20 protein-coding genes are annotated in these 24,011 nt (G+C 33.7%); 9 read left to right on the top strand and 11 right to left on the bottom strand.

Going from position 1 to position 24,011, the window contains the following annotated elements:
* The first annotated feature begins 7 nt into the window (after positions 1–7).
* From AC3Y25_RS20930 to AC3Y25_RS20915, 4 genes are read left to right on the top strand one after another with little or no spacing between them, the layout of a single operon-like run.
* Entirely contained in the window at positions 8–2,131 is a 2,124-nt protein-coding gene (locus tag AC3Y25_RS20930; protein ID WP_489904071.1) for a ribonucleoside triphosphate reductase, read from the top strand.
* Positions 2,112–2,279 (top strand): anaerobic ribonucleoside-triphosphate reductase, encoded by a 168-nt coding sequence (nrdD, locus tag AC3Y25_RS20925; protein WP_172426906.1) that lies wholly within the window; start codon positions 2,112–2,114, stop codon positions 2,277–2,279. Before AC3Y25_RS20930 ends, nrdD begins: the two co-directional genes overlap by 20 nt.
* Complete coding sequence (locus AC3Y25_RS20920) at positions 2,233–2,949, top strand: anaerobic ribonucleoside-triphosphate reductase activating protein (protein ID WP_489904070.1); 717 nt, start codon at positions 2,233–2,235, stop codon at positions 2,947–2,949. Before nrdD ends, AC3Y25_RS20920 begins: the two co-directional genes overlap by 47 nt.
* A 20-nt stretch (positions 2,950–2,969) precedes the next feature.
* Positions 2,970–3,416 (top strand): copper resistance protein CopD, encoded by a 447-nt coding sequence (locus AC3Y25_RS20915; RefSeq protein WP_489904069.1) that lies wholly within the window; start codon positions 2,970–2,972, stop codon positions 3,414–3,416.
* Positions 3,417–3,495: 79 nt separating this feature from the next.
* Here AC3Y25_RS20915 and aspT read toward each other — a convergent pair whose 3' ends face one another.
* From aspT to AC3Y25_RS20865, 10 genes are all read right to left on the bottom strand, one after another.
* Positions 3,496–5,190, bottom strand: coding sequence for an aspartate-alanine antiporter (gene aspT, locus AC3Y25_RS20910; RefSeq protein ID WP_489904068.1), 1,695 nt, complete (start codon positions 5,188–5,190; stop codon positions 3,496–3,498).
* A 361-nt stretch (positions 5,191–5,551) separates the two neighbouring features.
* Positions 5,552–7,114 (bottom strand): vitamin K epoxide reductase family protein, encoded by a 1,563-nt coding sequence (locus AC3Y25_RS20905; RefSeq protein WP_489904067.1) that lies wholly within the window; start codon positions 7,112–7,114, stop codon positions 5,552–5,554.
* Positions 7,115–7,148: 34 nt separating this feature from the next.
* Complete coding sequence (locus tag AC3Y25_RS20900; RefSeq protein WP_489904066.1) at positions 7,149–8,399, bottom strand: thioredoxin-like domain-containing protein; 1,251 nt, start codon at positions 8,397–8,399, stop codon at positions 7,149–7,151.
* A gap of 112 nt (positions 8,400–8,511) precedes the next feature.
* Positions 8,512–8,697, bottom strand: a complete 186-nt coding sequence (locus AC3Y25_RS20895) for a hypothetical protein (protein ID WP_141248145.1) — start codon at positions 8,695–8,697, stop codon at positions 8,512–8,514.
* Positions 8,698–9,521: 824 nt separating this feature from the next.
* Positions 9,522–10,958, bottom strand: a complete 1,437-nt coding sequence (locus tag AC3Y25_RS20890) for a serine hydrolase (protein ID WP_489904065.1) — start codon at positions 10,956–10,958, stop codon at positions 9,522–9,524.
* A gap of 126 nt (positions 10,959–11,084) precedes the next feature.
* Positions 11,085–12,221 carry a helix-turn-helix domain-containing protein gene (locus tag AC3Y25_RS20885; protein ID WP_489904064.1) on the bottom strand — a complete coding sequence of 379 codons (1,137 nt, stop codon included), beginning with the start codon at positions 12,219–12,221 and terminating at the stop codon, positions 11,085–11,087.
* Positions 12,222–12,312: 91 nt separating this feature from the next.
* A complete protein-coding gene (locus tag AC3Y25_RS20880; RefSeq protein WP_489904063.1) occupies positions 12,313–12,813 on the bottom strand; it encodes a GNAT family N-acetyltransferase in 501 nt (166 codons plus the stop codon).
* A gap of 127 nt (positions 12,814–12,940) precedes the next feature.
* Positions 12,941–13,309 carry a hypothetical protein gene (locus AC3Y25_RS20875; RefSeq protein ID WP_489904062.1) on the bottom strand — a complete coding sequence of 123 codons (369 nt, stop codon included), beginning with the start codon at positions 13,307–13,309 and terminating at the stop codon, positions 12,941–12,943.
* Positions 13,310–13,355: 46 nt separating this feature from the next.
* Positions 13,356–14,051: a LytR/AlgR family response regulator transcription factor gene (locus tag AC3Y25_RS20870; protein WP_489904061.1), complete on the bottom strand. Its 696-nt coding sequence runs from the start codon at positions 14,049–14,051 to the stop codon at positions 13,356–13,358.
* On the bottom strand, positions 14,048–15,070 hold the full coding sequence (locus tag AC3Y25_RS20865; RefSeq protein ID WP_489904060.1) for a sensor histidine kinase: 1,023 nt from the start codon (positions 15,068–15,070) through the stop codon (positions 14,048–14,050). The genes AC3Y25_RS20870 and AC3Y25_RS20865 overlap by 4 nt, the downstream gene beginning before the upstream one ends.
* Before the next feature lie 141 nt (positions 15,071–15,211).
* Between AC3Y25_RS20865 and AC3Y25_RS20860 the strand changes: the two genes are divergently transcribed.
* The 3 genes from AC3Y25_RS20860 to AC3Y25_RS20850 all read left to right on the top strand — a co-directional run bounded on the left by AC3Y25_RS20860 (position 15,212) and on the right by AC3Y25_RS20850 (position 19,232).
* Positions 15,212–17,599, top strand: coding sequence for an outer membrane beta-barrel protein (locus AC3Y25_RS20860; RefSeq protein WP_489904059.1), 2,388 nt, complete (start codon positions 15,212–15,214; stop codon positions 17,597–17,599).
* Positions 17,600–17,767: 168 nt separating this feature from the next.
* Entirely contained in the window at positions 17,768–18,355 is a 588-nt protein-coding gene (locus AC3Y25_RS20855) for a TetR/AcrR family transcriptional regulator (protein ID WP_489904058.1), read from the top strand.
* Positions 18,356–18,422: 67 nt separating this feature from the next.
* Positions 18,423–19,232: an SDR family NAD(P)-dependent oxidoreductase gene (locus AC3Y25_RS20850; RefSeq protein WP_489904057.1), complete on the top strand. Its 810-nt coding sequence runs from the start codon at positions 18,423–18,425 to the stop codon at positions 19,230–19,232.
* 74 nt (positions 19,233–19,306) lie between these two features.
* Here the strand turns inward: AC3Y25_RS20850 and AC3Y25_RS20845 are convergent, their stop codons facing one another.
* Entirely contained in the window at positions 19,307–20,038 is a 732-nt protein-coding gene (locus AC3Y25_RS20845) for a hypothetical protein (protein ID WP_427873930.1), read from the bottom strand.
* Positions 20,039–20,408: 370 nt separating this feature from the next.
* Here AC3Y25_RS20845 and AC3Y25_RS20840 point away from each other — a divergent pair, with 370 nt between their 5' ends.
* Positions 20,409–21,308: a carbohydrate kinase family protein gene (locus tag AC3Y25_RS20840; RefSeq protein ID WP_489904056.1), complete on the top strand. Its 900-nt coding sequence runs from the start codon at positions 20,409–20,411 to the stop codon at positions 21,306–21,308.
* A 162-nt stretch (positions 21,309–21,470) separates the two neighbouring features.
* Positions 21,471–23,648 (top strand): HAD-IIB family hydrolase, encoded by a 2,178-nt coding sequence (locus AC3Y25_RS20835; RefSeq protein ID WP_489904055.1) that lies wholly within the window; start codon positions 21,471–21,473, stop codon positions 23,646–23,648.
* Positions 23,649–24,011 lie beyond the last annotated feature (363 nt).

Raw genomic sequence — 24,011 nt, 5'->3', positions numbered from 1 at the left:
AAATACCATGGAAAAATATGTAATCAAACGCAACGGAGATTATAAGCCTTTTGAAGCTTATAAAATTCAAGATGCCATTCAGAAAGCCTTTCAAAGCGTCAATCAGCCTATAGACAAGAGAATTTTTAAAAACGTTCTTTCTGGTCTTGAGGTAAAGTTTTCGTGGCCTGTAGAAGAAATTCAGGACATGATAGAAAGAGCGCTTTTTGAAAATGGATATTTTCAGGCCATGCGTTCGTTTATCATTTATCGTCATACCAGAAAATTGCAACGAGAACATATTAATGGTTTAAACGATGACACCACTTATATAGACAGTACACAAACTGTTGAAGAATACATTAATCAATCCGATTGGAGAATTAATGCCAATGCCAATATTTCGTATTCAAACGCTGGCTTAGTCAGCAATACCGCAGGAAAAGTTATTGCCAATTATTGGCTCGATAAAATATACAATAAAGAAGAAGGTTCTGCTCATAGGAATGGCGACATACACATCCATGATTTGGATTGTCTTACCGGATACTGCGCTGGTTGGAGCCTACGTGTGCTATTAAATGAAGGTTTTAATGGCGTGCGTGGCCGTGTCGAGAGCAGACCTCCTTCTCATTTTAGAGAAGCATTGGGGCAAATGGCAAATTTCTTAGGGATTTTGCAAAGCGAATGGGCAGGCGCTCAAGCTTTCAGCTCTTTTGACACCTATTTGGCTCCTTATGTTTTTAAAGATCAGCTTTCTTATGAAGAAGTTTTAAAAGGAATTAGAAGTTTTGTTTACAATCTAAATGTGCCTGCACGTTGGGGACAATCGCCTTTTACGAACATTACTTTGGATTGGAATGTTCCAGAAGATTTAAAAGAACAGATTCCGACAAGAAATGATCAGCATTTGTTTTTGAAGGTTACTGATGAAAACTTGATTTCGGAAGCTAAAAACAGAGGTGCTCAAAAATTGATAGACTTAAAATATGGAGATTTTCAGAAGGAAATGAATCTCATTAATAAAGCCTATTATACCATTATGACCGAAGGAGATGCAAACGGACAGCCGTTTACGTTCCCGATTCCAACCGTAAATATTACAGAAGATTTTGACTGGCAAGGAGAAAATGTCGATTTACTTTTTGAAAATACAGCTAAAATAGGTTCTTCATATTTCCAGAATTTTATTGGAAGCCAATATATTTTGGACGAAAATGGAAACCGAATTGAAAACCCAGAAGCTTACAAACCAAATGCCGTACGAAGTATGTGCTGCCGTTTACAGCTCGATTTAAGAGAATTATTAAAACGCGGAAATGGTCTTTTTGGTAGTGCAGAAATGACGGGAAGCATTGGTGTTGTAACTATAAATATGGCGCGTCTAGGATATCTACATAAAGGAAATATCCTCACTTTATTTGAACATTTAGACGAATTACTTCAAATAGCCAAATCGACTTTAGAGAAAAAAAGAATCTTTATTCAGCAAATGTACGACCGCGGACTTTATCCGTACACACAGCGATATCTAAAACATTTTAGAAATCATTTTTCTACCATTGGTGTAAACGGAATGAACGAAATGGTGCTCAACTTTTCTGAAGGGAAACAAAATATAACGGACACCTCAGGAATACATTTCGCTACAGAGATCCTAGATCATATTCGATTGCGAATGAAGCAGTTTCAAGAAGAAACTGGAAATCTCTATAATCTAGAGGCAACACCAGCCGAAGGAACAACATATCGTTTTGCAAAAGAAGATAAAAAGCGTTTTCCAGAGATTTTACAAGCGGGTCAAAATGAAAATATTTACTATACCAATAGTTCACAAATTCCGGTCGATCATACCGATGATCCTTTTGAGGCTTTATTGCTTCAAGACGAATTGCAATGCAAATATACTGGAGGTACAGTTTTGCATCTTTATATGAGAGAAAAAATAAGCAGTCCAGCAGCCTGTAAAAACTTCGTGAAGAAAGTTTTAACTGGCTTTAAACTACCATACATAACCGTAACACCAATTTTTAGCATCTGCCCTATTCATGGCTATCTAAACGGAGAACATGAATATTGCCCAAAATGCGACGAAATTTTACTCAATAAAAACAATCAAAAACACTTGGCTTATGAAAACGAAAACGCTTAAAATTCTAGAAGAAAAAAAATCCCAAAGAAGCAAATGTTTGGTTTATACACGTGTAATGGGATATCACAGACCTGTAGAAAGTTTTAATATTGGAAAAAAAGGTGAACACCAACAACGTACCCATTTCGAAGAAAGCATTATCTATTAAAGGAATATTTAGCCTCACGCCTTTTACTTTATTAGATTATCCGCACAAAACAGCCTGCATAGTGTGGTTTGCGGGCTGTAACATGCGGTGTTTGTACTGCTACAATCCAGACATTGTTTTAGGTAAAGGAAAGATTGATTTTAATGAAGTTCTTTCTTTTTTAAAAACTAGAAAAGGACTGTTAGACGGTGTTGTATTGAGTGGTGGCGAATGCACTTTACATAAAAAAATAATTGATTTTATAAAAGAAATCAAAGCAATGGGATTTGAGGTTAAAATAGATACCAACGGTTCCAATCCAAAAATATTAAATAGCCTGATTCGTGATCAATTAATTGATTATGTCGCGTTAGATTATAAAAGTCTTCCTCATACCTTTAAAAAACTAACGCAATCAGGCTTATTTTCAGAATTTGATGAAAGTTTAGAACTTTTGATTCAATCGAATATTCCGATTGAAGTTCGTACCACTTTTCATTCTTCTTTAATTAAAGAAAATGATTTTGTAAAGATGATCGAATATTTAGAAACAAAGAATTTTGAAGGAAATTATTATATACAGCATTTTATGAATAATGTGCCAACACTTTCAAAACTAGACGATTCAAGTAAAGAAATACAACTTAAAAACTTCTCCACTCCAAAAATAAAAGTTATTTTTAGAGATTGATAACTCAAAATGAATACGTTATGACTTTACATCATTTTGTACTTATAATTCATCTATTGGCAGCGACAATTTGGGTTGGCGGACATTTACTTTTGGCTATTTGTTATCTTCCCACAGCGTTGAAGAAAAAAGATCCGGAGATTATTTTAAATTTTGAAAAGAAATTTGAAGCACTAGGCATGTCTTCTCTTGCTTTACTAATTATTACAGGAATCTGGATGGCCTATGATTTTGGCGTAACAGCCGAAACTTGGTTTCATTTTTCGAGCGGATTTGAAAAAGTAGTTTCCATAAAACTGATTTTACTCTTCTGCACTTTTATCTGTGCCGTCTGCGCTCAATTTTTTGTTATTCCGAATCTTAAAGAAAGTAATATTTACAGAATTGCCATAATTATTCTAACGGTTACTTCAATAGGAGTTGCAATGCTGGTTTTAGGATCGACACTGCGTTATGGCGGAATTTAATTAACTCAACTAACTGATTTTTAATGCAAACGCAATCTCGATTTTTTAGGGATTGCGTTTTTTACTTTATAACATATTATTACGACATCATACCTACAAGTATAGGCCCGAATGCCGTCAATAGTATATTGGCTAATGCGTAGGGAATAGTATAACCTAAAACGGGAAATTTGCTCCCTGATGCATCTTGAACCGCTTTTAATCCAATTGTTGAGGTTCCAGCACCTGTTTGAGCGCCAAGTAATATTAATGGGTTTATTTTTAATACATATCTTCCAAAATACAGTCCGATGATATGAGGAATTAAGGCAACCGCTACACCCGCTAATAAAATACCAAAGCCAGTTTCTTTAAGACCTGAGATAAAACTTGGACCAGCAGCAAGACCCACAAGTCCTATAAATGTTGCAAGACCAACATTGTCAAATATCCACAAGGCGGGTTCTGGAATTCTGCCAAAAACCGGAGTTCTCGAATGCAGCCAACCAAAAATAAGTCCCATTACCAACGCGCCACCACTTGTTGTTAACGTTACTGAAACGCCGAATAAGGTTACCGAAAGCAAACCTAAAAGTCCACCAAGGACAATACCCAGACCAACAAAAATGATATCGGTCTCGGGGCTTAAACGATCCAGATAACCTATTTCTTTCGCTGCTTCTTCTAGTTTTGCAGGCCTGCCTGAAAGATTCAAAATATCACCTCTATTTAAAACCGTCTTCGATTCAAGCGGTATCTCATGATTTTCTCTGGTTATTTTGTTTAGCATTAATCCATGATAAAAACTGCTTTTTCGAAGAGACTTTACTGTCATCCCTTCAATTGCCTTATTGGTAATTGTAACATCTAAATGTGCTAGTGGGAAATTTAGCAATTCTTCGTCCAAAACTTCTGGTCCAATAGAAAAGAGGCTGTCCAAAATGATTCCATGCTGTGCCATAATAACCATTACATCATCTTTTTGAATTATAGTATCGGGATTTGGATCTAGCAATTGATCTTTATGGCGTATCCTCTGGATCACAATATTCTTGTTAGAAATTAATCTTTCAAACTCACTTATACTGATTCCGGTCCATTTCTCATTGGTTATTCTGTAAGCACGAATAATCCATCTCTGATAAGCGCTTTTCATTCCTGGACCATATTCAGTTTCTCCTGAAATGGTTTCAGCCAATTTATCGCTTTCTTTCACTAAATCAATACCAAGCAATTTTGGAGCAATTCCAGTCAGAAAAAAAACAAAAGATGCTGCTCCTACCAGATAAGTTACAGAATAAGCTACGGGAATATTATTGATTAATCGGCTTTTTTCTGCATCAGCAAGATTTAAGTGGCTGATAGCATCTGATGCAGTACCAATCACGGTAGATTCAGAAAACGCTCCTGCTAATAATCCGGCTGCTGTTCCTACATCGTATCCTAAAAAAGTAGAGACCGAATATGCCACTAATAGGCACGATAAACAAATTACCAAGGTGAGCAGTAATTGCGGAAATGCATTTTTTTTAAAACCTTGAAAAAATTGAGGTCCAACTTTATATCCTGTAGAAAACAGGAAAAAGTCAAAGAAAATAGTTTTTACAATATCTGGAATTTCAATATCCAACTGGCCAATTAACACTCCAGCAAACAAAGTTCCTAATACAACACCAATTTTAAATGTACCTATCTTAATACGCCCTATTAAGAATCCAAGAGCTAAGCATAAGAAAAGTGCCAGTTCAGGATGTGCTCTAAGTATAGCTGTAACCATATTGCCTTTTTTTTTCATATAAATTTAATCAAAAAAAGACAGCAACACATTATATTTCAATTATTTACAAGAAATTAATTATACCCACATTATAATAAACAGAAAAATAAAAGTGGCGGATATAAAAACTAACTCTTAAATAATTTTTCATCCAAATAAACAAACCTGTCTGGCCGGCTTCATCTTCGCTGGAAAAAACAGAAAACTAAAAAATCTAAAACCAACTGGCAAGCAGCTTGAATTAGAAACAATATAAAAAAAACAGCCCGAAGGCTGTTTTAATTTTTATGAGATATCGCCATAAACATCTGATTTTCCACAAATATTAGAGGGAGTATTTGCTTTCGGATTTCTTTCCCAAGACCTCAATTATCTTCATTTAAAGATCATCCTCAATCAATTCATTTATGAAATATTCTAAATTTTGCCTATCATACACCTTAGGATAATGATATCCATTAATAAAAAGTGTAGGCGTTAATTGGAAATGGTTATTTTGGCACCAGATGAACTGTTTGGCAAATAATTCATCGATTTTCAAAATATCAAAATCTATTTTATATTTCTGTAGCCATTCGCCAATATTTTTCTCTTCAAACCAATTGGCTAATGCTTCGCTATAAGCCTCTTGTCCCTTTTCCAGATAAATTGCCATCAGGCTCCTTAACAGCAGTTTTTTCTCATCTCTTTCTTTTTCAATATCAATCCCCATCAGCACATTGATTTTTACTTTTTCTCCATGAAGCTTCAAAATTTTAGCCAATAATGCATCGGCATCCTTACAGTAGCCGCAAAAAGGATTTGTGATTATGGTTATTTGGACTTTACTGTTTGCATTTCCAAGTTGGATTGGACTTTGAAGCATATCTAATTTTGATCTGGATAACAAGACAATCTTAAAAATTTTATAGTTGCGTATAAATCTCGTCGCTTTAAAATTCATTTCTTTCAGCTCATTATGCTTTGCCAACATCTGTTTGAGCAGTGACCAAATAAATGATATAGCCAGAAATAGGAATGCAAATATTAAAATTGATCTGAGCGAAATGCCTACACTGTTTTCAAGAAATACTTCGACATACAATAGCTCTGCCAATAAAGTAAATATTATTGCCAAGCATATCGGGCACCATTTTTTTTCAACTATTTTTTGATAATAAAGCGATAGGACAATGATCGGTATAGTACAATAGAGCAATGCTTTTTGAATTATAAAAAAATCATTTGAATTTCCGGCAAGTATCAATACAAAGAGGCCTATAAACTGAGACGCAAAAAACACGATGCTTAAACTACTGAAATTTAAAAATTTGAATAATTTCCATTTATCTGAGTTAAGTATAGCCTCACAGCTTGTGTCGTTTGAAATATTGCAGAATTTTGCAATTAATGCGCTCTTTGTACCAAACAGATCTTTTAGTGCCGCAATTGAAAACAAAAGGCCGATCATTGGGAAAATGGCAAAAATCTTTGTCGTAAGGCTTTCATCAGCATTGAAATATAGGATGCCAAGCAGAATTAAAGATAAAGAGGGCAAAATGAATGAATAATTATTTTTAGATCCCGTTTCAATTTCATTAGTCTTTTCTGCCAATAAAACAGTCCCGCCCCATCTTTGCTCCAAAAGCTCTCTATCATATTCAACTATTTTTTTTCCTTTATATGTGAAATAGGAACTTTCTTTCCTTTCAATAAAATAGGGCGTCTTTTTACCATTGTCATTTTTTAGAACGGCAATAAATCTATCGGGCAAAATTTCAATATCATCGAAATCAATATTTATAGCAAAATTTTCTATAGAGAAAAAATTTAAAGTATCCGATATAGCCAGTAAAGTGGGGTAATCAGGATGCGACTGCACCTGGAATGAAAATTCAGATTTATCAATTGGTAGTTCTTCTTTTTCTAAATACTGAAAAAGATAAGTGAAATTTTCGGTCATATATTAAGCTCTTAATCTAAATGTTTTAGAAATTTTATTCTTTGTCAAAAGTTTTTTCAAGTATTTTTTTTAATTCCATTTTATTTTCATCTCCACTGCCTTTCCATCGTCCAATTATTTCGCCCCGTTTGTTAATTAGAATCTTAACAGGAATTGCTGTCACAAGATAATTATCTTCAATTTTTGTCTGATTTTCAGCAACGGATATATGCTTCCATAAACCAATTTTTTCATCGGCGATTGCTTTCCTCCATGAATTTAAATTCTTATCTCTGGATATGCTGATAATTTCAAATCCTTTATCTTTATATTTCTCATAGGCATCTTTAAGAAAAGGCAGATCATCCCTGCAAGGCTCGCACCAGCTGGCCCAGAAATCTATCAGAACATATTTTTTTTCCCGAAAGGTTGCCAGAGGGATCACCTCTCCATTATAATCTTTTAATATAAAATCAGGAGCAATGCTTCCCACTTTACTGTTTCTAAAGTCGGAGATTCTTTTAAAAAGCCTCACTCCCGATGGAGATTCTTTTACTTCTTTTGACAGTCCATCAGCAAGAGAAATAATAGTTTCATAATTTAAAAGCCCTTCTTTCTTAGCCAATCTGTAGTAAAGTAAAGAGGGAGCTATAAACGAAGACGGATTCTGCCTGATAAAATTAAAATCCATCTCCATTTCTGTGATTTTATTTTGATCTGACAGTTTTTCCAAAATTTCCAATTGATGTTCCAGTTCCAATTTAATCTGCGGGTCTGAGGCGACAGTGATCCTGTCAAAATACGATCTTATAAGCAATGAGATAGAATCTCTTTTACTATATACGCCGTTTTTTACTTTTTGAAGTTGGGAATATTCGTCTTGTGTTTTACTGCCCTTCACCTCTGCTGTTGAAAAATCATAAAAATCTAACTTTATTTCCATTATGGCTGGTTCAAGGAACAATTCTATAGAATTGCTTCTGCTCATACTAAACTCTCGATTATTGCATAAAGTGGCTCTTGTGGGATAATCGATATTTCCTTTCAAAATAAATTTGTTATTATCTATTTTAGCCGAGTCATAGATTCTTTTGTCGCCAACTTCGTAAACCAGATAGATCTTATCAATACTTAATCCTTTACCTGCACCCCTTAGTTCGAATGCAGTTCTATTGCCTAATTTCTGGGCAGATAGAGAAATGGAAACTAAAAAAAGAAGAAGAGCCGTTTTGAACATTTTTTTTGTGTTTCCTAAACAGCTAATTTCAGGACAGTTTAACAAGGAGATTTTTTTTAAATAATGCATTGGCTTATCTATTTAAAGAAGCAGGAATGACAATTCCTGCATTTCTATTTTTTAATGTCAGTAAAGGAATTGCATGCAATTCCTTTACTTTGTTAACTAGGATTGGATAATCTTAGCAGTCGCACTTTCCGTTTCTGCAGTAGTCGCAGTATCCATCACAGCCTCCTGCATCGCCTCCGCATTCCTCACCGCATTCTTTCGTTGCAGCTCCGCACTCGTCACAGCCTCCAGAAATCATTCTCATTTGATCTCTTTTAAGAGCATTTTCTTTCATGTCTTTAAAACTCATTTTTTTCATGATTTTCATGTTTGTTATAGTTAATAATTAATTGAAAATCTTTCGCAGATCATTTCTCTAAAATCTACCACGTGCACTTGGTTTGTTTTTTATAGTTATCTGCTATAGATTTACTCTTTTGTTCTTTGTTTCACATGATCGATATCTCAAATTAAGCCGTACTGTAACAATAATCAAAATTGATTTCTAATAGTGAGTATGCCATCAGGCAGTCAAAAAAAATTCCACCTACATTAATTAATGTCACTTCTTTTCCTGATTTTTTGTTTTGTTTTTTAAATTATATAATAATTTTTTTACACATTCATTAAATAAAATACAAATACACTTGTTAATATATTTTATAATACATTCTTCTATAATTTTTTGCAAATTGATTTAGATGTATTTTAAAATCATAATCACATTATCATTAATAAAAAATTTGTCAGATTTTATTTCGATGTAAATATATTAATTCTATCAAATTAATCAAATTTAAAATACAATTAATTCAATATTTTATCCAGCCGGAAGAACTAACAATATCTTAAAGAAATAAATCAATTTTGAACTTCAGTCCAACGACATTTTAGGATTTAAATTTCCTCAACAAATTAGGGCGTAAAATAGCAGCGAAACCACAACCCTTACCAATAATTCTACTAATCTTATTTAATCCTTAGAAATAAATTGTCCCTAAATAATCTTCTCATTCCCCCGTCACCAGTTAAAATCAAAAATAAAATAAGTCTGAGAAAAAAGATGAAAATTATAACTAACTAAAAGTACAAGAGGGAATTAAATAATTCCCTCTTATGATAAAAGTCAAATTTATGACATGACTAATTACTTTCTTTTATCTTCTCGATTTTCTCTATCATTTTTTCTGCGTTTCCGTTTGTTCCGCCAAGTTTTATTGCTTTTGCATAGCTATTTAATGCCAAATCGTACTGTTTATTAATATAATAGGCTTCACCTAAACTGTCAAACAGATTGGCATTTGAAGAAAACTCTTTTGTTGCCAACTTGAATATCTCTATTGCCCCATTAGTTTTGCCGGCCCTTAATAGTTCATATCCCAATGCATTGAGTTCGCTCGGATTCCCAAAGCTGTATTCCTTTTCAGATTTTTTTTTGAGCAGATAGTAAGCCTCAATGCCTTTCTCTACATCATTTAGCGTTTCCTTTCTGATAGCTAAATGAATAGATTTTTTAGGGATTTCGTATTCCTTTCCTAACATTAGGCTGTGGATGCTGTAGCCTAGATCCCAAACCCTATTCAGATTATTGGACAATAGGATTATCGTTATCTTATTTTTAAAATCGTTTAAGAAAATAGATTCAAATTTATACGATACCCCATTGTGCCTCTGCAGCTCGTCTTTTTCGAAGTATCTGCCAAGTGATCCGCCTTCGTCGACTGCATATGGGTTTTCTAGCAGTGTGTAAAAGGATTTCTCGGATATCAGACGGTTGCTATTCATTCCTTCAATCCATTTATAAAGATCATTTGTATCCGTCCAGAGCCATCCGCTAATAAATTCCAATTCTGGACATCTCGCATTATCCAAATCATAACAAGACGTTCTATTTTTATAGCCAGATTTCGGATCAAATACCGAGTTTGTCATTTTCAATGGTCCAACTATATTTTTAAGGACAAATTCCTCGTATGACATTCCGGATACCTTTTCAATAATTCGTCTCTGTAAAAACACATTGCTATTGTCATACCTGTAGGCAGTTCCGGGCTCAAACAGCAAACTGTCGCTGTTTCTCAAGATTTTCCAAGCCTCTTCGTCATTTTTAGGCACTATGGGGTCAATTCTGGCAATGCCGCTAGCATAATTGATAAGATGCCTTATCGTAACTTTTTCTGACCATTTTGGCAATCCCAAATCAAATTTGGATATATGGTCATCAAGATTAAGAAGCCCGCGTTCAGCTAGAATCATTATTGAAACGGCATTAAATTCCTTTGCGATAGAGCCAATATTGAATATGGAATTGTCACTTAGGAGAGTCTTCTTGGTTTCATCGGTAAAACCGAATGATTTCTGATAGATAATTTTATTGTTTTTAACGATAAGGACGTTCCCATTAAATAGCCCTCTTTCATAGGACGTTGCCATTAGGGAATCAATTTGTCCGAAAACGGCTGACTGTCGTGGGATGGAATTTTGAGGTGTCTTCTTCGCTTCTTTAACGTCACTTGATTTTTGGGCAGAAAGCACATTTGCAGATAGAATGGCTGCCAATAATAAAAACTTGATCTTCATTTTTAATAAATTTTTCGGAGATAGAATTTTGATTGATTGTCTAAAACTTTCTGCAAATATGCTTTAAAACGCTTCAATACGCGACCGATTAAAAAAAGTCGAACCCTTTTCTTGGAAAAAAATGAATTAATTCGAGTCTTTTCTAAAATCAGTCGGAGTTTTTCCGGTATATTTTTTAAAAGAAGAGCTAAACGATGATTTGGAATTGAAGCCTACCTTATAGAGAATTTCAAGAATGGTAAGCTCTTTCTCCAGAGGATCTTTTAGAATTTCTTTAGCTTTTTCAATCCTATACTCATTTACGAAATCGAAAAAGTGCTTATCCATATATAGGTTAATCAGCGCAGACAAATCTTTAACGGGCATTTTCAATTGTTCAGCCAAATCCTGGATCGTCAATGAAGAATCCAGGTAAGGTTCCTTTTCAATCATAAAATCTTTCAAGGATTCTATCTGTCTATTTTTTTCCTCATCCATTGCAGGAGGCGATTTCTGTTTCGAGACAGCATCTGCAATCGGTTTAAATTGGGAATTGATGCCTCTGAAAAACTCTGGATTATTTAACGCCGCAAACAGATACCAGCAAGTGCAGAATAAAAACGCAAACCCGTCAAGAGTTACAATCCAAGCTCTTACTTCTCCCAAACCAAAGATAAAAGTAACCAGCCACCTTAAAAGCACTATAAAATGTAAAGCATAATATAGAATTGTTACTCTATAAAGTGCATTAAGCAAAGAGATATCCGGATTCGTATAATTCTCAAGATAGACGGTTTTAGCTTTTTTAACCGCCAAAAATGAAGCGATAAAATAAACTTGAAATAAAATTTCGAAAAGAAAATAAAAAAACTGCATGACAGATGTTTGATTCATAGCGTTTATGAAACTCACTTTCGCGACTCTATCCTGAAAATATATCCCCGTCATTAAATACAGATTGAAAGCGGCAAACGGAATGACGTGCAGTAAATGCTTCGGTTTCAATCTAAAGCCAGAAAAACAGATCGACAATACATAGAGATAAAAAGAGGCTGGAGCCAAATAGTTGATGGTCCATCGAAATGCTTCTAGATTGATGTAATTAACAGGGAAATCACGCATCAAAAATTTCAATGCATCTGCAGCACATGCAAAAAGAAAAAAGGCAAGAAGGCAATTTGCCAATTTATATTTTGTTTTAACGGTAAACAGAAATAAGGCAAGAAACAGCACCAAAAATATTCCTATAAGTGCCGCTATTTCCAAAAAGCTGTATCTGTTCATAGTTTTTTAACTTAGGCGCAATTTAGAATTTAAATGGGAAAATCTAAAAAAGTATGTATGATTTTGTCCAAATTTTAAAAATAAAATGAAACTACAATCTCTCTATCTTAAAATAAGCAAGCTCCTCCCCGTTTCTTATCAGATTGTTTAATCGTTTGAACCCCACTTTTTGCAGCACATTTTGCGATCCGGCGTTCTCAAGATCTGTTATGGCTACAACTTCATTTGTCTTTGTATTTTCAAAGCTATATTGAGTCATAGCTCTGCATACTTCTGTGGCAATACCTTTTCCCCAATATGCTCTACTAAGCACATACCCGATCTCTATCTGATCTGTATTGTGAACAAAAATACGGGCAACACACATTCCGATAAAACTATTATCCGCAGGGTCGAATATTGCCCAACGGCTGAGATTTTTGTTTTTATAATTTTCTTGCAGTTCATTAAACATTTCGGCACATCTTTCTGGTGAAGTATCAGGAAGATATTGCGTCACCTGTTTATCTACAAAAAGATCAAAGAATGTCTGTTTTTCTTCAGGCAAAAATTCGCGGATAATTATTCTAGGGCTTTGATAAATAATATGCATTGGTAGTATTAGTATAAATGAATTATAAGCTATTTTCTAAATTAGTAATAGAATTTTTCTTTTGTAAATATATCGAAATTTTTAAATCACAAATAACATTCGCTGATTAGAGAGATCAAAACAAAAATTAAAAATAGTCCGAATCTTTCATCCAGGTTATTTGATTATCTTCATGAAATATGGGACAAAGAATTATACTTTTATCTCCTTTCTCATTGAGAATGTACCAATCTGTAGTAGTATCAACTATTAAATCAAGATATTTTTTTTTCTCTTCTGATTGAGCCAAAACCAAATCATCATCCTCAACTCCTTCACCTAATAAAATGCTATCATTTATAGAGAATTTAATATAGTCAGCCAAATGTTCATTTTCAGATGGTTCAGCCAAATAATCAAATTTAAACGAAATATCTCCCGAACTCCTCATATCCCAGTTGGTTTCAACAATCGATCCGATATTAAGGTCCCTCCAATACAATTCGAATTTCTTCATTTCTTTTTACTTTAGTTTAATTCTCTATTTATAAAACATTCCAAACTTACACCAACCATTCACTAACCAACTTCCTATACGTCTCTCCTATTGGTAAAGCATTACCGCTTTTCATTAGAATCTGATTTCCATCAATAACCTTAATTTTATCCTTTGGAATAATATACGAACGATGAATTCGAATAAACTGATTCGGAAGTTTCGCCAAAATATCTTTCATATTCTCCAATGCCATAATTTTTTCGTCATTGGTATGGATGCGGATATAATCTCGTAATCCTTCAATATATAAAATATCGTTTAGAGCAATTTTATAGTGCTTTCGGTCCGCTTTTACAAATAGAAAATCATCTCCCGCTTTTTCAGTAGTTTGAAACGTTTCCTGCCAGCGAATGAACTTTTCTACACTTTGATAAAAACGATTGAACGTAATGGGTTTTAGCAAATAATCAATCACATGAAATTGAAAAGCTTCAAGCGCATATTGCGGATAAGCAGACGTAATAATAAAATTATATTTCTGATTGAACATCTGCATTAATTCAATTCCTGTCAATTGCGGCATCTGGATATCAATAAAAATCAAATCGACAGATTCTGTATTTAAAACTTCAATTGCTTTAAAGACATCACTGTCAGCATACAGAACATTTAACCTTGAAATTTTAGAAGCGTAATCGGCAATTAATTTGACAGCAAACGGCTCGTCATCCAGAATTATGCAGTTTATTTTTTTAGTCATTTTAAATCTATTTCTAGTTCAGCCGTAAAATGGTTTTCGTCGTTTGTGATTTTTATTTGATGTTTTTCGGGATAATGAATCTGTAAACGCTTTTGCAAATTATCTAATCCGATTCCGCCCAAACTATCTTTTTTCTGCGTTCCGATTTTATTTTTCACTTTAAAAATCAATTTTTCAGAAGAAACCTTTAGCTGAATTTCTATGGGTTCTGAGTCTGAAACTTCTCCGTGCTTTAAAGCATTTTCTACCAAAGGCGACAAAATGTATGGCGGAATTTCTTCAAATTCATTTTTGATTTCGACATTCAAATCAACTCGAACATTTTCCTGATGCCTCAATTGTTCGAGTTCAATATACGCTTTTATATAATCAACTTCGTCTGATAATTTAATCTTTTCTTTCTGAGATTCATAAGTTGTAAAACGCATAATCTGGCTCAATTTATCAATCGCAGTCAAAGATTTATCTGATTGAAAATAAACCATGGAGTAAATGTTATTTAAAGTATTAAATACAAAGTGAGGATTAATCTGTGCTTTCAAAAATTTAATCTCGGTATTCTTATTTTCTTCTAGAATAAGCTTGTTATATTCCAAAAGACGAATCGAATAAATGACAAACCAAAGAAACGAACTCAAAATAATCGCCATACTGCTGTAATGCAAATTGTCGAGCATATAGTTCAGAAAATTAACATCGGTATAATTTACTTTATCAAATAAAAGTTTGGTTACAATTTGCTCAAAAAAGAATCTCAGAAAAGTAAAAACGAGATACGAAACAAAAACTCCTGCAAAAAGTCTTTTCCATTTAAAAGTCTTAAAAACCGTTTTCATTACAATCAAATAATTGAAATAAAACGTAATAATAAAAACGATAAAGTATGTACAAAGAAAAAGATCAGGTACAGAAAATTGTCTTCCAATCGGGTTTTTCACGAAAGTGAAATAAAGAATTAAAATCCAATAAATAAAATGAATTAGACATTCGAGCTTTTTGGTAATGGTTCCTTTATACATTCGGTATATTTTTAAAACAAAGATATACATTCATGAAAAAGCATTTTTACGGGTTTGCAGATTAATCGAAGGGGTTTGTCGATAAAAGTGGTTTTTGGGTTTTAATTCTAACAGTTTTGTCCTGTAATTAATTTTAAAACCATGAACAGAATCATTTTAGTATCAGTCTTATTTCTATTTCAAATTAACGTATTTGCCCAACAATTTTCAGTAAAAGGAAAAATCATCAATCAGAACAAAACGCCACTCGAATTTGCAACGGCAACTTTATTAAAAGGAGATAAAACTTTATATCAACAAGCTTCAACGGATAGTTTAGGTAACTTTATTTTAAATACTGAAAAAGGAAACTATAGCTTAATTATAGAACAGTTTGGAACCGAATTCACCAACGAAGAAATAATCGTAAATCAAGATCTTGATTTAGGAACAATCGAGGTGAAAGAATTGGTACAATTAGAGGGCGTAACTGTAAAATCAAGAAAAAAATTGGTAGAGCAAAAAGTAGATCGTTTGGTTTTTAATGTCGAAAATTCTGTTGTTGCAACTGGCGGAACTGCTTTGGATGCTTTAAAATCAACCCCAACATTGAGAGTTCAAAACGAAACGATTTCTATTGTTGGAAAGGGTGAAGTTTTGGTTATGATTGATGATCGTTTGAATAAAATGACTCAAGAAGATCTCGTTGCGTTTCTAAGATCGATTCCGGCAGATAACATTAAAAGTATTGAAGTAATTACAACGCCTCCAGCAAAATATGAAGCGGAAGGAAATAGCGGCTTAATCAATATTAAATTGAAAACTGCTAAAGCGAATTCGTGGACTGCTAATCTCGGAACTACCTATACACAAAGAAGTTATGCAAGCGGAAACATCAATGGATTATTTATTTACAATTACAATAAACTTTCGCTTCAAGCTTCAATCAATAAAGGAACAGAGCAATTTCGCACGACATCAGATAACCGAATTTATTATCCTAATGAAGTTTGGAAACAAGATATTGCAACCAAATCAAAAACCCATTTATTGAGCATTGGTTTTGGTGCCGATTATAAGCTGACCGAAAATTGGACTTCTGGAGTAAAATATTTGGGAAGTTTTAATGACAGAAATGTAGCAAATAATCCGCTCACAACTCGTTACAATACTGCGGGAGAAATCAATTCTTATGTATTGTCTCATGTAAATGCACAGAACAAACCGCAGATGAATTCGGTAAACTGGAATAACGTTTTTAATTTAAATAATGAAGGGGAAAACATTACAGTAGATTTGGATTATTTTGACTACCAAAAAGACGATTCACGTGCGTTTTCGGGAAATGAAATGGATAATCAGAAAGAAAATATTCCTGGAACTTATTTTGCAGCAATTAATTCTAACTTGAACCGATTGAAAAATTATTCAGCAAAAATGGATGTTTATCTTCCTTATTCTTGGGCGAATATTAGCTTTGGCGGAAAAGGATTTTATACGAATACTAAAAATAATTTAACGGTTTTTGACAACGAAACTGGAACTCCAATTCTGGACACCAATTATTCTAATATATTCACGTACAAAGAGTACAACGAGGCAATCTATTTTTCTGCAAATAAAAAATTAAGCGAAAAATGGGAAACGCAAATTGGTTTAAGAACCGAAGCAACACAAACAGAAGGTTATTCTGAAAATCGAAATCAAACTAACAAAAACAATTATATTAAATTGTTTCCAACCGCTTACGTGACTTACAATGCAAATGATAACAATTCCTACTCTTTAAATTACAGCCGAAGAATCCGCAGACCTGATTTTGATTATTTAAATCCGTTTGTGATTAGAACAAGTCCGTTTTATTATTCTGAAGGAAATCCGTTTTTGAAGCCTTCTATTATAGACAATTTACAATTCTCTTACATTCGCAATCAAAAATGGGTAAATAATGTTTATTTCTCTCAAGTTTCTGATTTCGGGCAAGAATTAGCGATTATTGATCCTGAAACCAATATCACGAAAAGCACGCCAATCAATTATGCTGACACTTACCAAATCGGTCTTTCAACATATTACAATTTCAATAAATATTCTTGGTGGAACAGCTTTATGGGATTCAATCTAAATTATCAAAATGTAAAATCGAGAACCAATTTAATTGCTTCTGTAGATGGTTACAATGGTTATATTTACACCAATAATGATTTTACGGTAAATCCATCTAAAACTCTTTTTCTGGGTTTAAATTATGGTTTGCAATTGCCAGGACGCTATCAGGTTTTTAATATTTCTACTTTGAACATTTTAGATGTTTCGGTGAAATTTCTAGCTTTAAAAAAGAACCTTTCGATTACTTTGACAGGAGAAGATCTATTGAATGCACAAAAACCTTTAATTTCTTATTATTCAAACGGAATTAAGAATACAATGAAAAATTATGGAGATTCAAGAGCTTTTAGAATTGCTTTAAGCTACAAATTCGGAAACCAAAGTGTAAAATCTAAAGAGAGAAACTTTGGAAATGAAGAGGAAAGGAATCGAGCGAATTAATTTTCCTCAATCATTTTAATCATGATAAACAGCTTCAAATGTTACTATTTTAGAGTATATGAAGCTGTTTTAGCTATTTGTAAAACAACTAATTAAACAAAAAAAGCAAAATTTATTTGCATAAATGACCAATCGGTCATATATTTGCATCATTAATTACAATCTATCATGACAAAAGGTGAAGAAACCAGACAATTTATTATAGAAAAAGCCGCTCCTATTTTTAATACAAAAGGAATTGCAGCAACTTCTATGAGCGATATTATGGACGCAACCAAATTGTCTAAAGGAAGCATGTATGTTCATTTTGAAAACAAAGATGTTTTAGCTTGTGCTGCCGTAGATCATAATATGAAAATACTAAGCTCTAAACTGGAAATGGCACTTAAAGAAGGAAAAAGCGCCAAAGACCAGCTTTTTGCCTATATCGAGTTTTTTAGTAATCCGATCAATCCACCGGTAATTGGCGGATGTCCTTTGCTAAACTTTGGAACCGAAGCCGACGATACCAACCCAATTGTGAAAGAAAAAGTAAACACCGCCATCAAACGTGGACATCAGCTTTTAACTTCTATTATAGAAAAAGGAATCGCTAATAAAGAATTTGATCCTGAATGGAATGCATCAGAATTTGCCATTGCGCTTTTTGCCATGCTTGAAGGAGGCCATTTAATGTCCCGTATGTCTGGCAATAACGATAATATGAAAACAATAGAAAAAACGCTTAAAAAAATTATATCTGAAAAATTGATATAATTTTTTTTACTCAAAAAGTGACCGATTGGTCATTTTTAAAAATTAATTAATTATAAAAACAAATACCATGTCAAAAACAATTTTAATTACAGGAGCTTCAAAAGGATTTGGAAGAGCTTGGGCAGAAGCTTTTTTAGCTAAAGGATACAATGTAGCAGGAACTGCTAGAAGCCTTGAAACCTTAAACGATTTAAAAGAAAAATACGGAAATGCGATTTTACCTTTAGAATTGGATGTAAATAACCGTCAAGAATCACTAGAAGTGGTTCAAAAAGTAAAACAGCATTTTGGAACTATCGATGTTTTGATTAATAATGCTGGTTACGCACTTACAGGCGCAGTTGAAGAAGCAAGCGAAAGCGAAGCTAGAGAACAATTTGAAACGAATTTCTTTGGGACATTATGGTTAACCCAAGCTGTTATTCCAATAATGAGAGACCAAAAAAGCGGCCATATTATTCAGGTTTCTTCTATCTTAGGATTAGCAACTTTACCAACGGGAATGGGACTTTACAGTGCTTCTAAATTTGCAATTGAAGGTTTAAGCGAAACATTGGCATCTGAAGTAAAACAATTCGGAATCAACGTAACTTTATTGGAACCAAACGGATACGAATCTAATATCTGGCATACTGGAATTACCAGCGAAAGTCTACCTTATTATGACGAAATTAAAAAAGCTCTAGCTGAAAGAGAAAACATATTCGGAAAAGTCCAAGCAACAGCTCCAGCAGTTGTAAATTTGGTAGAATCAGAAAATCCGCCGTTACGATTGTTGCTAGGAAAAGTAGCGTTACCATTCGTAAAACAAAGCTATGAGCAAAGATTAGAAAACTGGGAAAAATGGAATGACGTTTCAGTTGAAGCTCATGGTTAATTAGTTTCCAATTTAAAATAAGAAAGGCAATCGTATGAGATTGCCTTTCTTATTTTATCTGCTTTATTATCAAATCAAAAATTGCCAAACGTATTTCGATATTTATCCATCACGGTTTTGAACAAATCCTTATTGGATGGTGGCGAAAGCACAATTGCTTTTGAGCCCGAATGAATAGATTCTTCAATATTGTTTAGACTTTTCCCTCCAGTTGCCATTACAGGAAAATCGGGAAATTTAGTCGTAATTTCTTTTACAATTTTAGCAGTATGTGATCCTCCAGAAACATGGAAAATATTTACTCCTGCATCGATTTTTCCTTTTAAAAAATCATAATCAGATGAAGCAACAGTTGCTACAATCGGTATTGCAATTTTTTCTCTTATTTTTTTGATGTCCTTATTTTCAAACGGAATATTTACAATAATTCCCGATGCACCTGCTTCTTCCGCATAAATTGCCATTTCTACCGACTTCTTCCCTTTAGTTGTTCCGCCTCCAACACCACAGACAACAGGTTTTCCAGAGAAATCTATCAGCGTTTTGATTATTTTAGGTGATGGTGGAAAAGGATAAACCGCCAAAATAGCATCGGCATCATTATTTTCAATAAGCGCCATATCTGTCGAAAAAAGGAAAGATTTTAAATTTTCGTTTTTTAGCAACAAACCTTGACAATTTTGGCCAATAATCTCTGGTGTAGTCAGTGCTTTACTTACGGTTTTATTTCTTCTGAATAATCGATCCCAGAGAGAGATTTTCTTCTTATTTCCCCAAAATGAATCTGAAATTAAATTGATTTCCATGGTCTTGATTTTTGCATTATGACCAAATTTAGGTTATTGAAATTTATTTTTTTTATAAAATAAATACGAAAAATTACATTTTGTAATGAGTTGGGAAAAATTTGTAGTGAAATGAAATCTGCCTATTAGTTTAATGGGATTTCTAATCTAGGAAACCCCAGATTCTTTTCATCTTCAATTAAATTATAATTTTACAAAACAGGACTATATCGTAAACAAATAGAAATCAAAATCTTATGATTTGTAAAATGAACAGATTGTTATGATTTTTAGATTTGGGTTGCAGAAACCGTTATTCTTTTTTATTTTTATGAAATCGCGTGAAACTCTAATCACTCGATTTAATATTTACAAATAAGAGAAAATTAAAATGAGCAACGACAAAAAACTAAAAGCTGTCGCTTTCGGAGAAGTACTTTGGGATATTTTTGGCAATGAAAAAAAAATTGGTGGAGCGCCATTAAATGTAGCCCTTCGCATGAAAGCCCTAGGCGTTGATTCTAATATGATTAGCTGCGTAGGAAATGATGCAGATGGAGAGGCAATTATAAACGAAGTCAGCAAACTAGGCCTGGAAACAAATACTATTTTGAGATCTGATGATTTCCCGACAGGATTGGTAAATGTAACTTTAGACGAAAGCAAATCGGCTACTTATGAGATTCTTTATCCTTCGGCTTGGGACAAAATTATCCTAAACGAAGAAACTAGAGAATTGGTCGTAAACTCAGATGTTTTAATTTATGGAAGTTTGGTCTGCAGAGATGAAGTTTCTAGAAAAGCATTAGAAGAATTACTCCACACACATACTTATAAAGTTTTTGATGTCAATCTTCGAAAACCACATTATGATTACGAAACTCTACAGCACTTAATGCAGGCAGCCAATTTCATCAAATTTAATGATGAAGAGCTAATGGAAATAAGCGCTGCATTAGATTCTCCTTACAATACTTTAGAAGAAAACATGAACTTCATCTGCTCTTTAACCAATGCTACAGCAATCTGCGTGACAAGAGGAAAAGATGGAGCTTTACTTTTATGGGATAAACATCTGTACGAAAACGAAGGTTATACCATAAAAGTTGAAGATACCGTTGGTGCGGGAGATTCCTTTTTAGGAGCTTTGGTCACTTCACTTTTAAATGGAAAAGAACCGCAAGCGGCCTTAAATTTTGCTTGTGCTACAGGCGCTTTAGTCGCCGGATCTGCAGGTGGAAATCCCGAAATTTCAATCTTTGACATTGAAAATCTGATCAATAAAAACTAAAAGAAAAAACTACAGCCTGATTTAAAAAAATCAGGCTTTTTTTATACTTAAAGCATACCGTTTCTATTAAAAACATGGGAACTATGTAAATTTAAAATGTAATTATTTCTTCCTAATCGATACAAGCGCTGTAACTTGCATTTTTAAAATAATTAATGAAGAATGATGAAAAAATTACGAATTTCTCTTATCAATATACACGGACTTTTGAAAGGGTCTGGTCTCGAAATCGGTCGAGATGCTGACAACGGAGGTCAGACCAAATATATATACGAACTAGCAGAATTTTTATCGCAACATGAAGATGTAGAGCACGTTCATCTTTTTACCAGATTAATAGATGATCCCGCTCTTTCGGCAGAATACGCCGTACCTATAGAAATTATTAATGATAAACTGGATATAAGGCGTATTCCGTTTCTGGGGAAAAAATATAAAGCAAAAGAACAGCTTTGGGAAGGTCTTGATACTTTTGTGAACGGAGCGATGCAACACATCAAACAACACAATATTTTCCCAGATTGGATTCACTCGCACTACGCAGACGCTGGATATGCCGCAGCCGAATTATCAGCCGTTTTAAACATTCCTTTTGCCCATACAGGACATTCTTTAGGATTCTACAAAAAGAAAAAACTAATTGAAAGCGGAGAAACGGAAGAAGAACTGGAAAAAAAGTACAAGTTTAAAGCCAGAATCGCCGCCGAAGAAAGAACATTAGAACTCGCAGAGTTTATTGTCACTTCTACCGAACAGGAAATTGAAACCTACAAAGCATACAAAAACTTTGAATTAGGAAAATACCACGCCATTTCTCCTGGAATTGATACCAGAAAATTTGTTCCTTATTATTATCAAGAAAACGATTCGGACAAACATATGGAAGAAGCGCAACGAAAATACTGGGTTGCAGAAAGCATTTCTAAATTTTTAACCAATCCGCACAAGCCTATAATTCTGGCACTTTCAAGACCTGACCGTCATAAAAACTTGAACACTTTAATTGAAGTTTACGGAAAAGACAAAGAACTCCAAAGCATAGCCAATCTGGTCATTTTTGCGGGTATAAGAAAAGACATTGCCAAAATGCCAGAATCTGAAAAGAACGTTTTAACAGATTTGCTTCTTTTGATGGATAAATACGATTTGTACGGAAAAATGGCCATTCCGAAGAAACATGATGTTGAAAATGAAGTTTCGATTATCTATCGTTATGCCGCAGAAAAAAGAGGTGTTTTTGTGAATTTAGCTTTGCATGAAAACTTCGGCTTGACCGTAATAGAATCGGCTAGTTCTGGACTTCCCGTCGTGGTAACAAAAAATGGTGGACCCTCAGAAATTATTCCGGTTTGTCAAAACGGAGAATTGGTAAATCCACAAGAAGAAAGCCAAATTAAAAAAGCGCTACGTAATATTCTGACCGATGAAAATAAATGGAAATATTATTCGAATAATGGAGCGATCAATATTCAGAAACATTACAGCTGGGTTAGCCACGTCAATCATTATGTAGATATAATTAATGAAAACTTATCTGTTTCCTCGACTGGAATCAAAAAACAGCATTATCCCAATATCAATGTCGACCGATTGAAAAGAAAAATCGATCACATACTGGTTTCAGATATTGACGGCACTTTAATAGAACCAAAACTTGCAAATCCAGGTTTAAAAGAATTAAAAGCTCATTTAACCAATCGCACCGATAAAATGGCTTTTGCAATGGCTTCTGGACGCAATTTGGAACTCGTAAAAAAAGTAATTGACGAAGAAGAATTCCCTCTGCCCGATTTTATTATCTGTTCGGTTGGAACTGAAATCTATTATACAAACGGAAAGGATTATATTCTAGATAAAGGTTGGGCCAAGTTTCTCTCTGGAAGATGGAAAAGAGACGAAATTGTCAATAAACTGAAAGGCATCAAATGGATTAAACTTCAGGAAGAAGAAGCGCAAAACCCTTTTAAAATCTCTTATTATTATGATAAAGAACATTACGATCATGATGAGTTAATTCAAATTTTAGGAACGGGATGGTACAAAGTCAATATTATTCCGAGTCACGGTCAGTTTTTAGATTTTATTCCGAAAAGGGCTTCTAAAGGAAATGCTATTAAATTTTTATGCAGAAAATGGTCAATTCCTTTAGGAAATGTAATTGCTGCGGGAGATTCTGGAAACGATGTTGATATGTTTAGAGGTCCAGTGAAAGGAATTATTGTTGGAAATCGAAGTTCTGAACTTGCCGATTACGAAACAACCAAAAATATTTATGTCGCTAAAAATTCAGCTTCAGAGGGAATTTTGGAAGGTTTAAAACATTATAAAGTTATAAAATAAGCTTTGTTGAGTTTAAAATTCTAAACACATAGAAACATAGGTTTTATTCTGACTTAAAAGAGAAGAAAAAGAAACTAGTTTTCAAACATAGAACAAACTCAACGGTCAACTTTGTCAAAGTTTAGAACCAAGGGTATAATGAACATAAAACATAAATTATAAAATTGTTTTATGCATTTTTGTCATTTCGACGAAGGAGAAATCTCCGCGAGAAGCTCGACAAAGATTGGATTTTCGTTACGGAGTTACTTGCGGAGATTTGCTTCGCCAATTCGCTATCGCTCGAGTCTCCCTTCGGTCGAAATTGTAAAGGTTAGATAATTCGGTAACAAAATTTAACTTTAATAAATTTTGTTGCGATGA

This window comes from Flavobacterium sp. LK-23, assembly GCF_058135255.1.
This window is presented reverse-complemented; position numbering and strand designations above follow the sequence as displayed.

Excerpts from the sequence above, each read along its gene's own strand:
- AC3Y25_RS20930 (WP_489904071.1), top strand. The coding sequence starts at position 8 with ATGGAAAAATATGTAATCAAACGCAACGGAGATTATAAGCCTTTTGAA.
- nrdD (WP_172426906.1), top strand. The coding sequence starts at position 2,112 with ATGAAAACGAAAACGCTTAAAATTCTAGAAGAAAAAAAATCCCAAAGA.
- AC3Y25_RS20915 (WP_489904069.1), top strand. The coding sequence starts at position 2,970 with ATGACTTTACATCATTTTGTACTTATAATTCATCTATTGGCAGCGACA.
- aspT (WP_489904068.1), bottom strand. The coding sequence starts at position 5,190 with ATGAAAAAAAAAGGCAATATGGTTACAGCTATACTTAGAGCACATCCT.
- AC3Y25_RS20905 (WP_489904067.1), bottom strand. The coding sequence starts at position 7,114 with ATGACCGAAAATTTCACTTATCTTTTTCAGTATTTAGAAAAAGAAGAA.
- AC3Y25_RS20900 (WP_489904066.1), bottom strand. The coding sequence starts at position 8,399 with ATGCATTATTTAAAAAAAATCTCCTTGTTAAACTGTCCTGAAATTAGC.
- AC3Y25_RS20895 (WP_141248145.1), bottom strand. The coding sequence starts at position 8,697 with ATGAAAAAAATGAGTTTTAAAGACATGAAAGAAAATGCTCTTAAAAGA.
- AC3Y25_RS20890 (WP_489904065.1), bottom strand. The coding sequence starts at position 10,958 with ATGAAGATCAAGTTTTTATTATTGGCAGCCATTCTATCTGCAAATGTG.
- AC3Y25_RS20885 (WP_489904064.1), bottom strand. The coding sequence starts at position 12,221 with ATGAACAGATACAGCTTTTTGGAAATAGCGGCACTTATAGGAATATTT.
- AC3Y25_RS20880 (WP_489904063.1), bottom strand. The coding sequence starts at position 12,813 with ATGCATATTATTTATCAAAGCCCTAGAATAATTATCCGCGAATTTTTG.
- AC3Y25_RS20875 (WP_489904062.1), bottom strand. The coding sequence starts at position 13,309 with ATGAAGAAATTCGAATTGTATTGGAGGGACCTTAATATCGGATCGATT.
- AC3Y25_RS20870 (WP_489904061.1), bottom strand. The coding sequence starts at position 14,051 with ATGACTAAAAAAATAAACTGCATAATTCTGGATGACGAGCCGTTTGCT.
- AC3Y25_RS20865 (WP_489904060.1), bottom strand. The coding sequence starts at position 15,070 with ATGTATAAAGGAACCATTACCAAAAAGCTCGAATGTCTAATTCATTTT.
- AC3Y25_RS20860 (WP_489904059.1), top strand. The coding sequence starts at position 15,212 with ATGAACAGAATCATTTTAGTATCAGTCTTATTTCTATTTCAAATTAAC.
- AC3Y25_RS20855 (WP_489904058.1), top strand. The coding sequence starts at position 17,768 with ATGACAAAAGGTGAAGAAACCAGACAATTTATTATAGAAAAAGCCGCT.
- AC3Y25_RS20850 (WP_489904057.1), top strand. The coding sequence starts at position 18,423 with ATGTCAAAAACAATTTTAATTACAGGAGCTTCAAAAGGATTTGGAAGA.
- AC3Y25_RS20845 (WP_427873930.1), bottom strand. The coding sequence starts at position 20,038 with ATGGAAATCAATTTAATTTCAGATTCATTTTGGGGAAATAAGAAGAAA.
- AC3Y25_RS20840 (WP_489904056.1), top strand. The coding sequence starts at position 20,409 with ATGAGCAACGACAAAAAACTAAAAGCTGTCGCTTTCGGAGAAGTACTT.
- AC3Y25_RS20835 (WP_489904055.1), top strand. The coding sequence starts at position 21,471 with ATGATGAAAAAATTACGAATTTCTCTTATCAATATACACGGACTTTTG.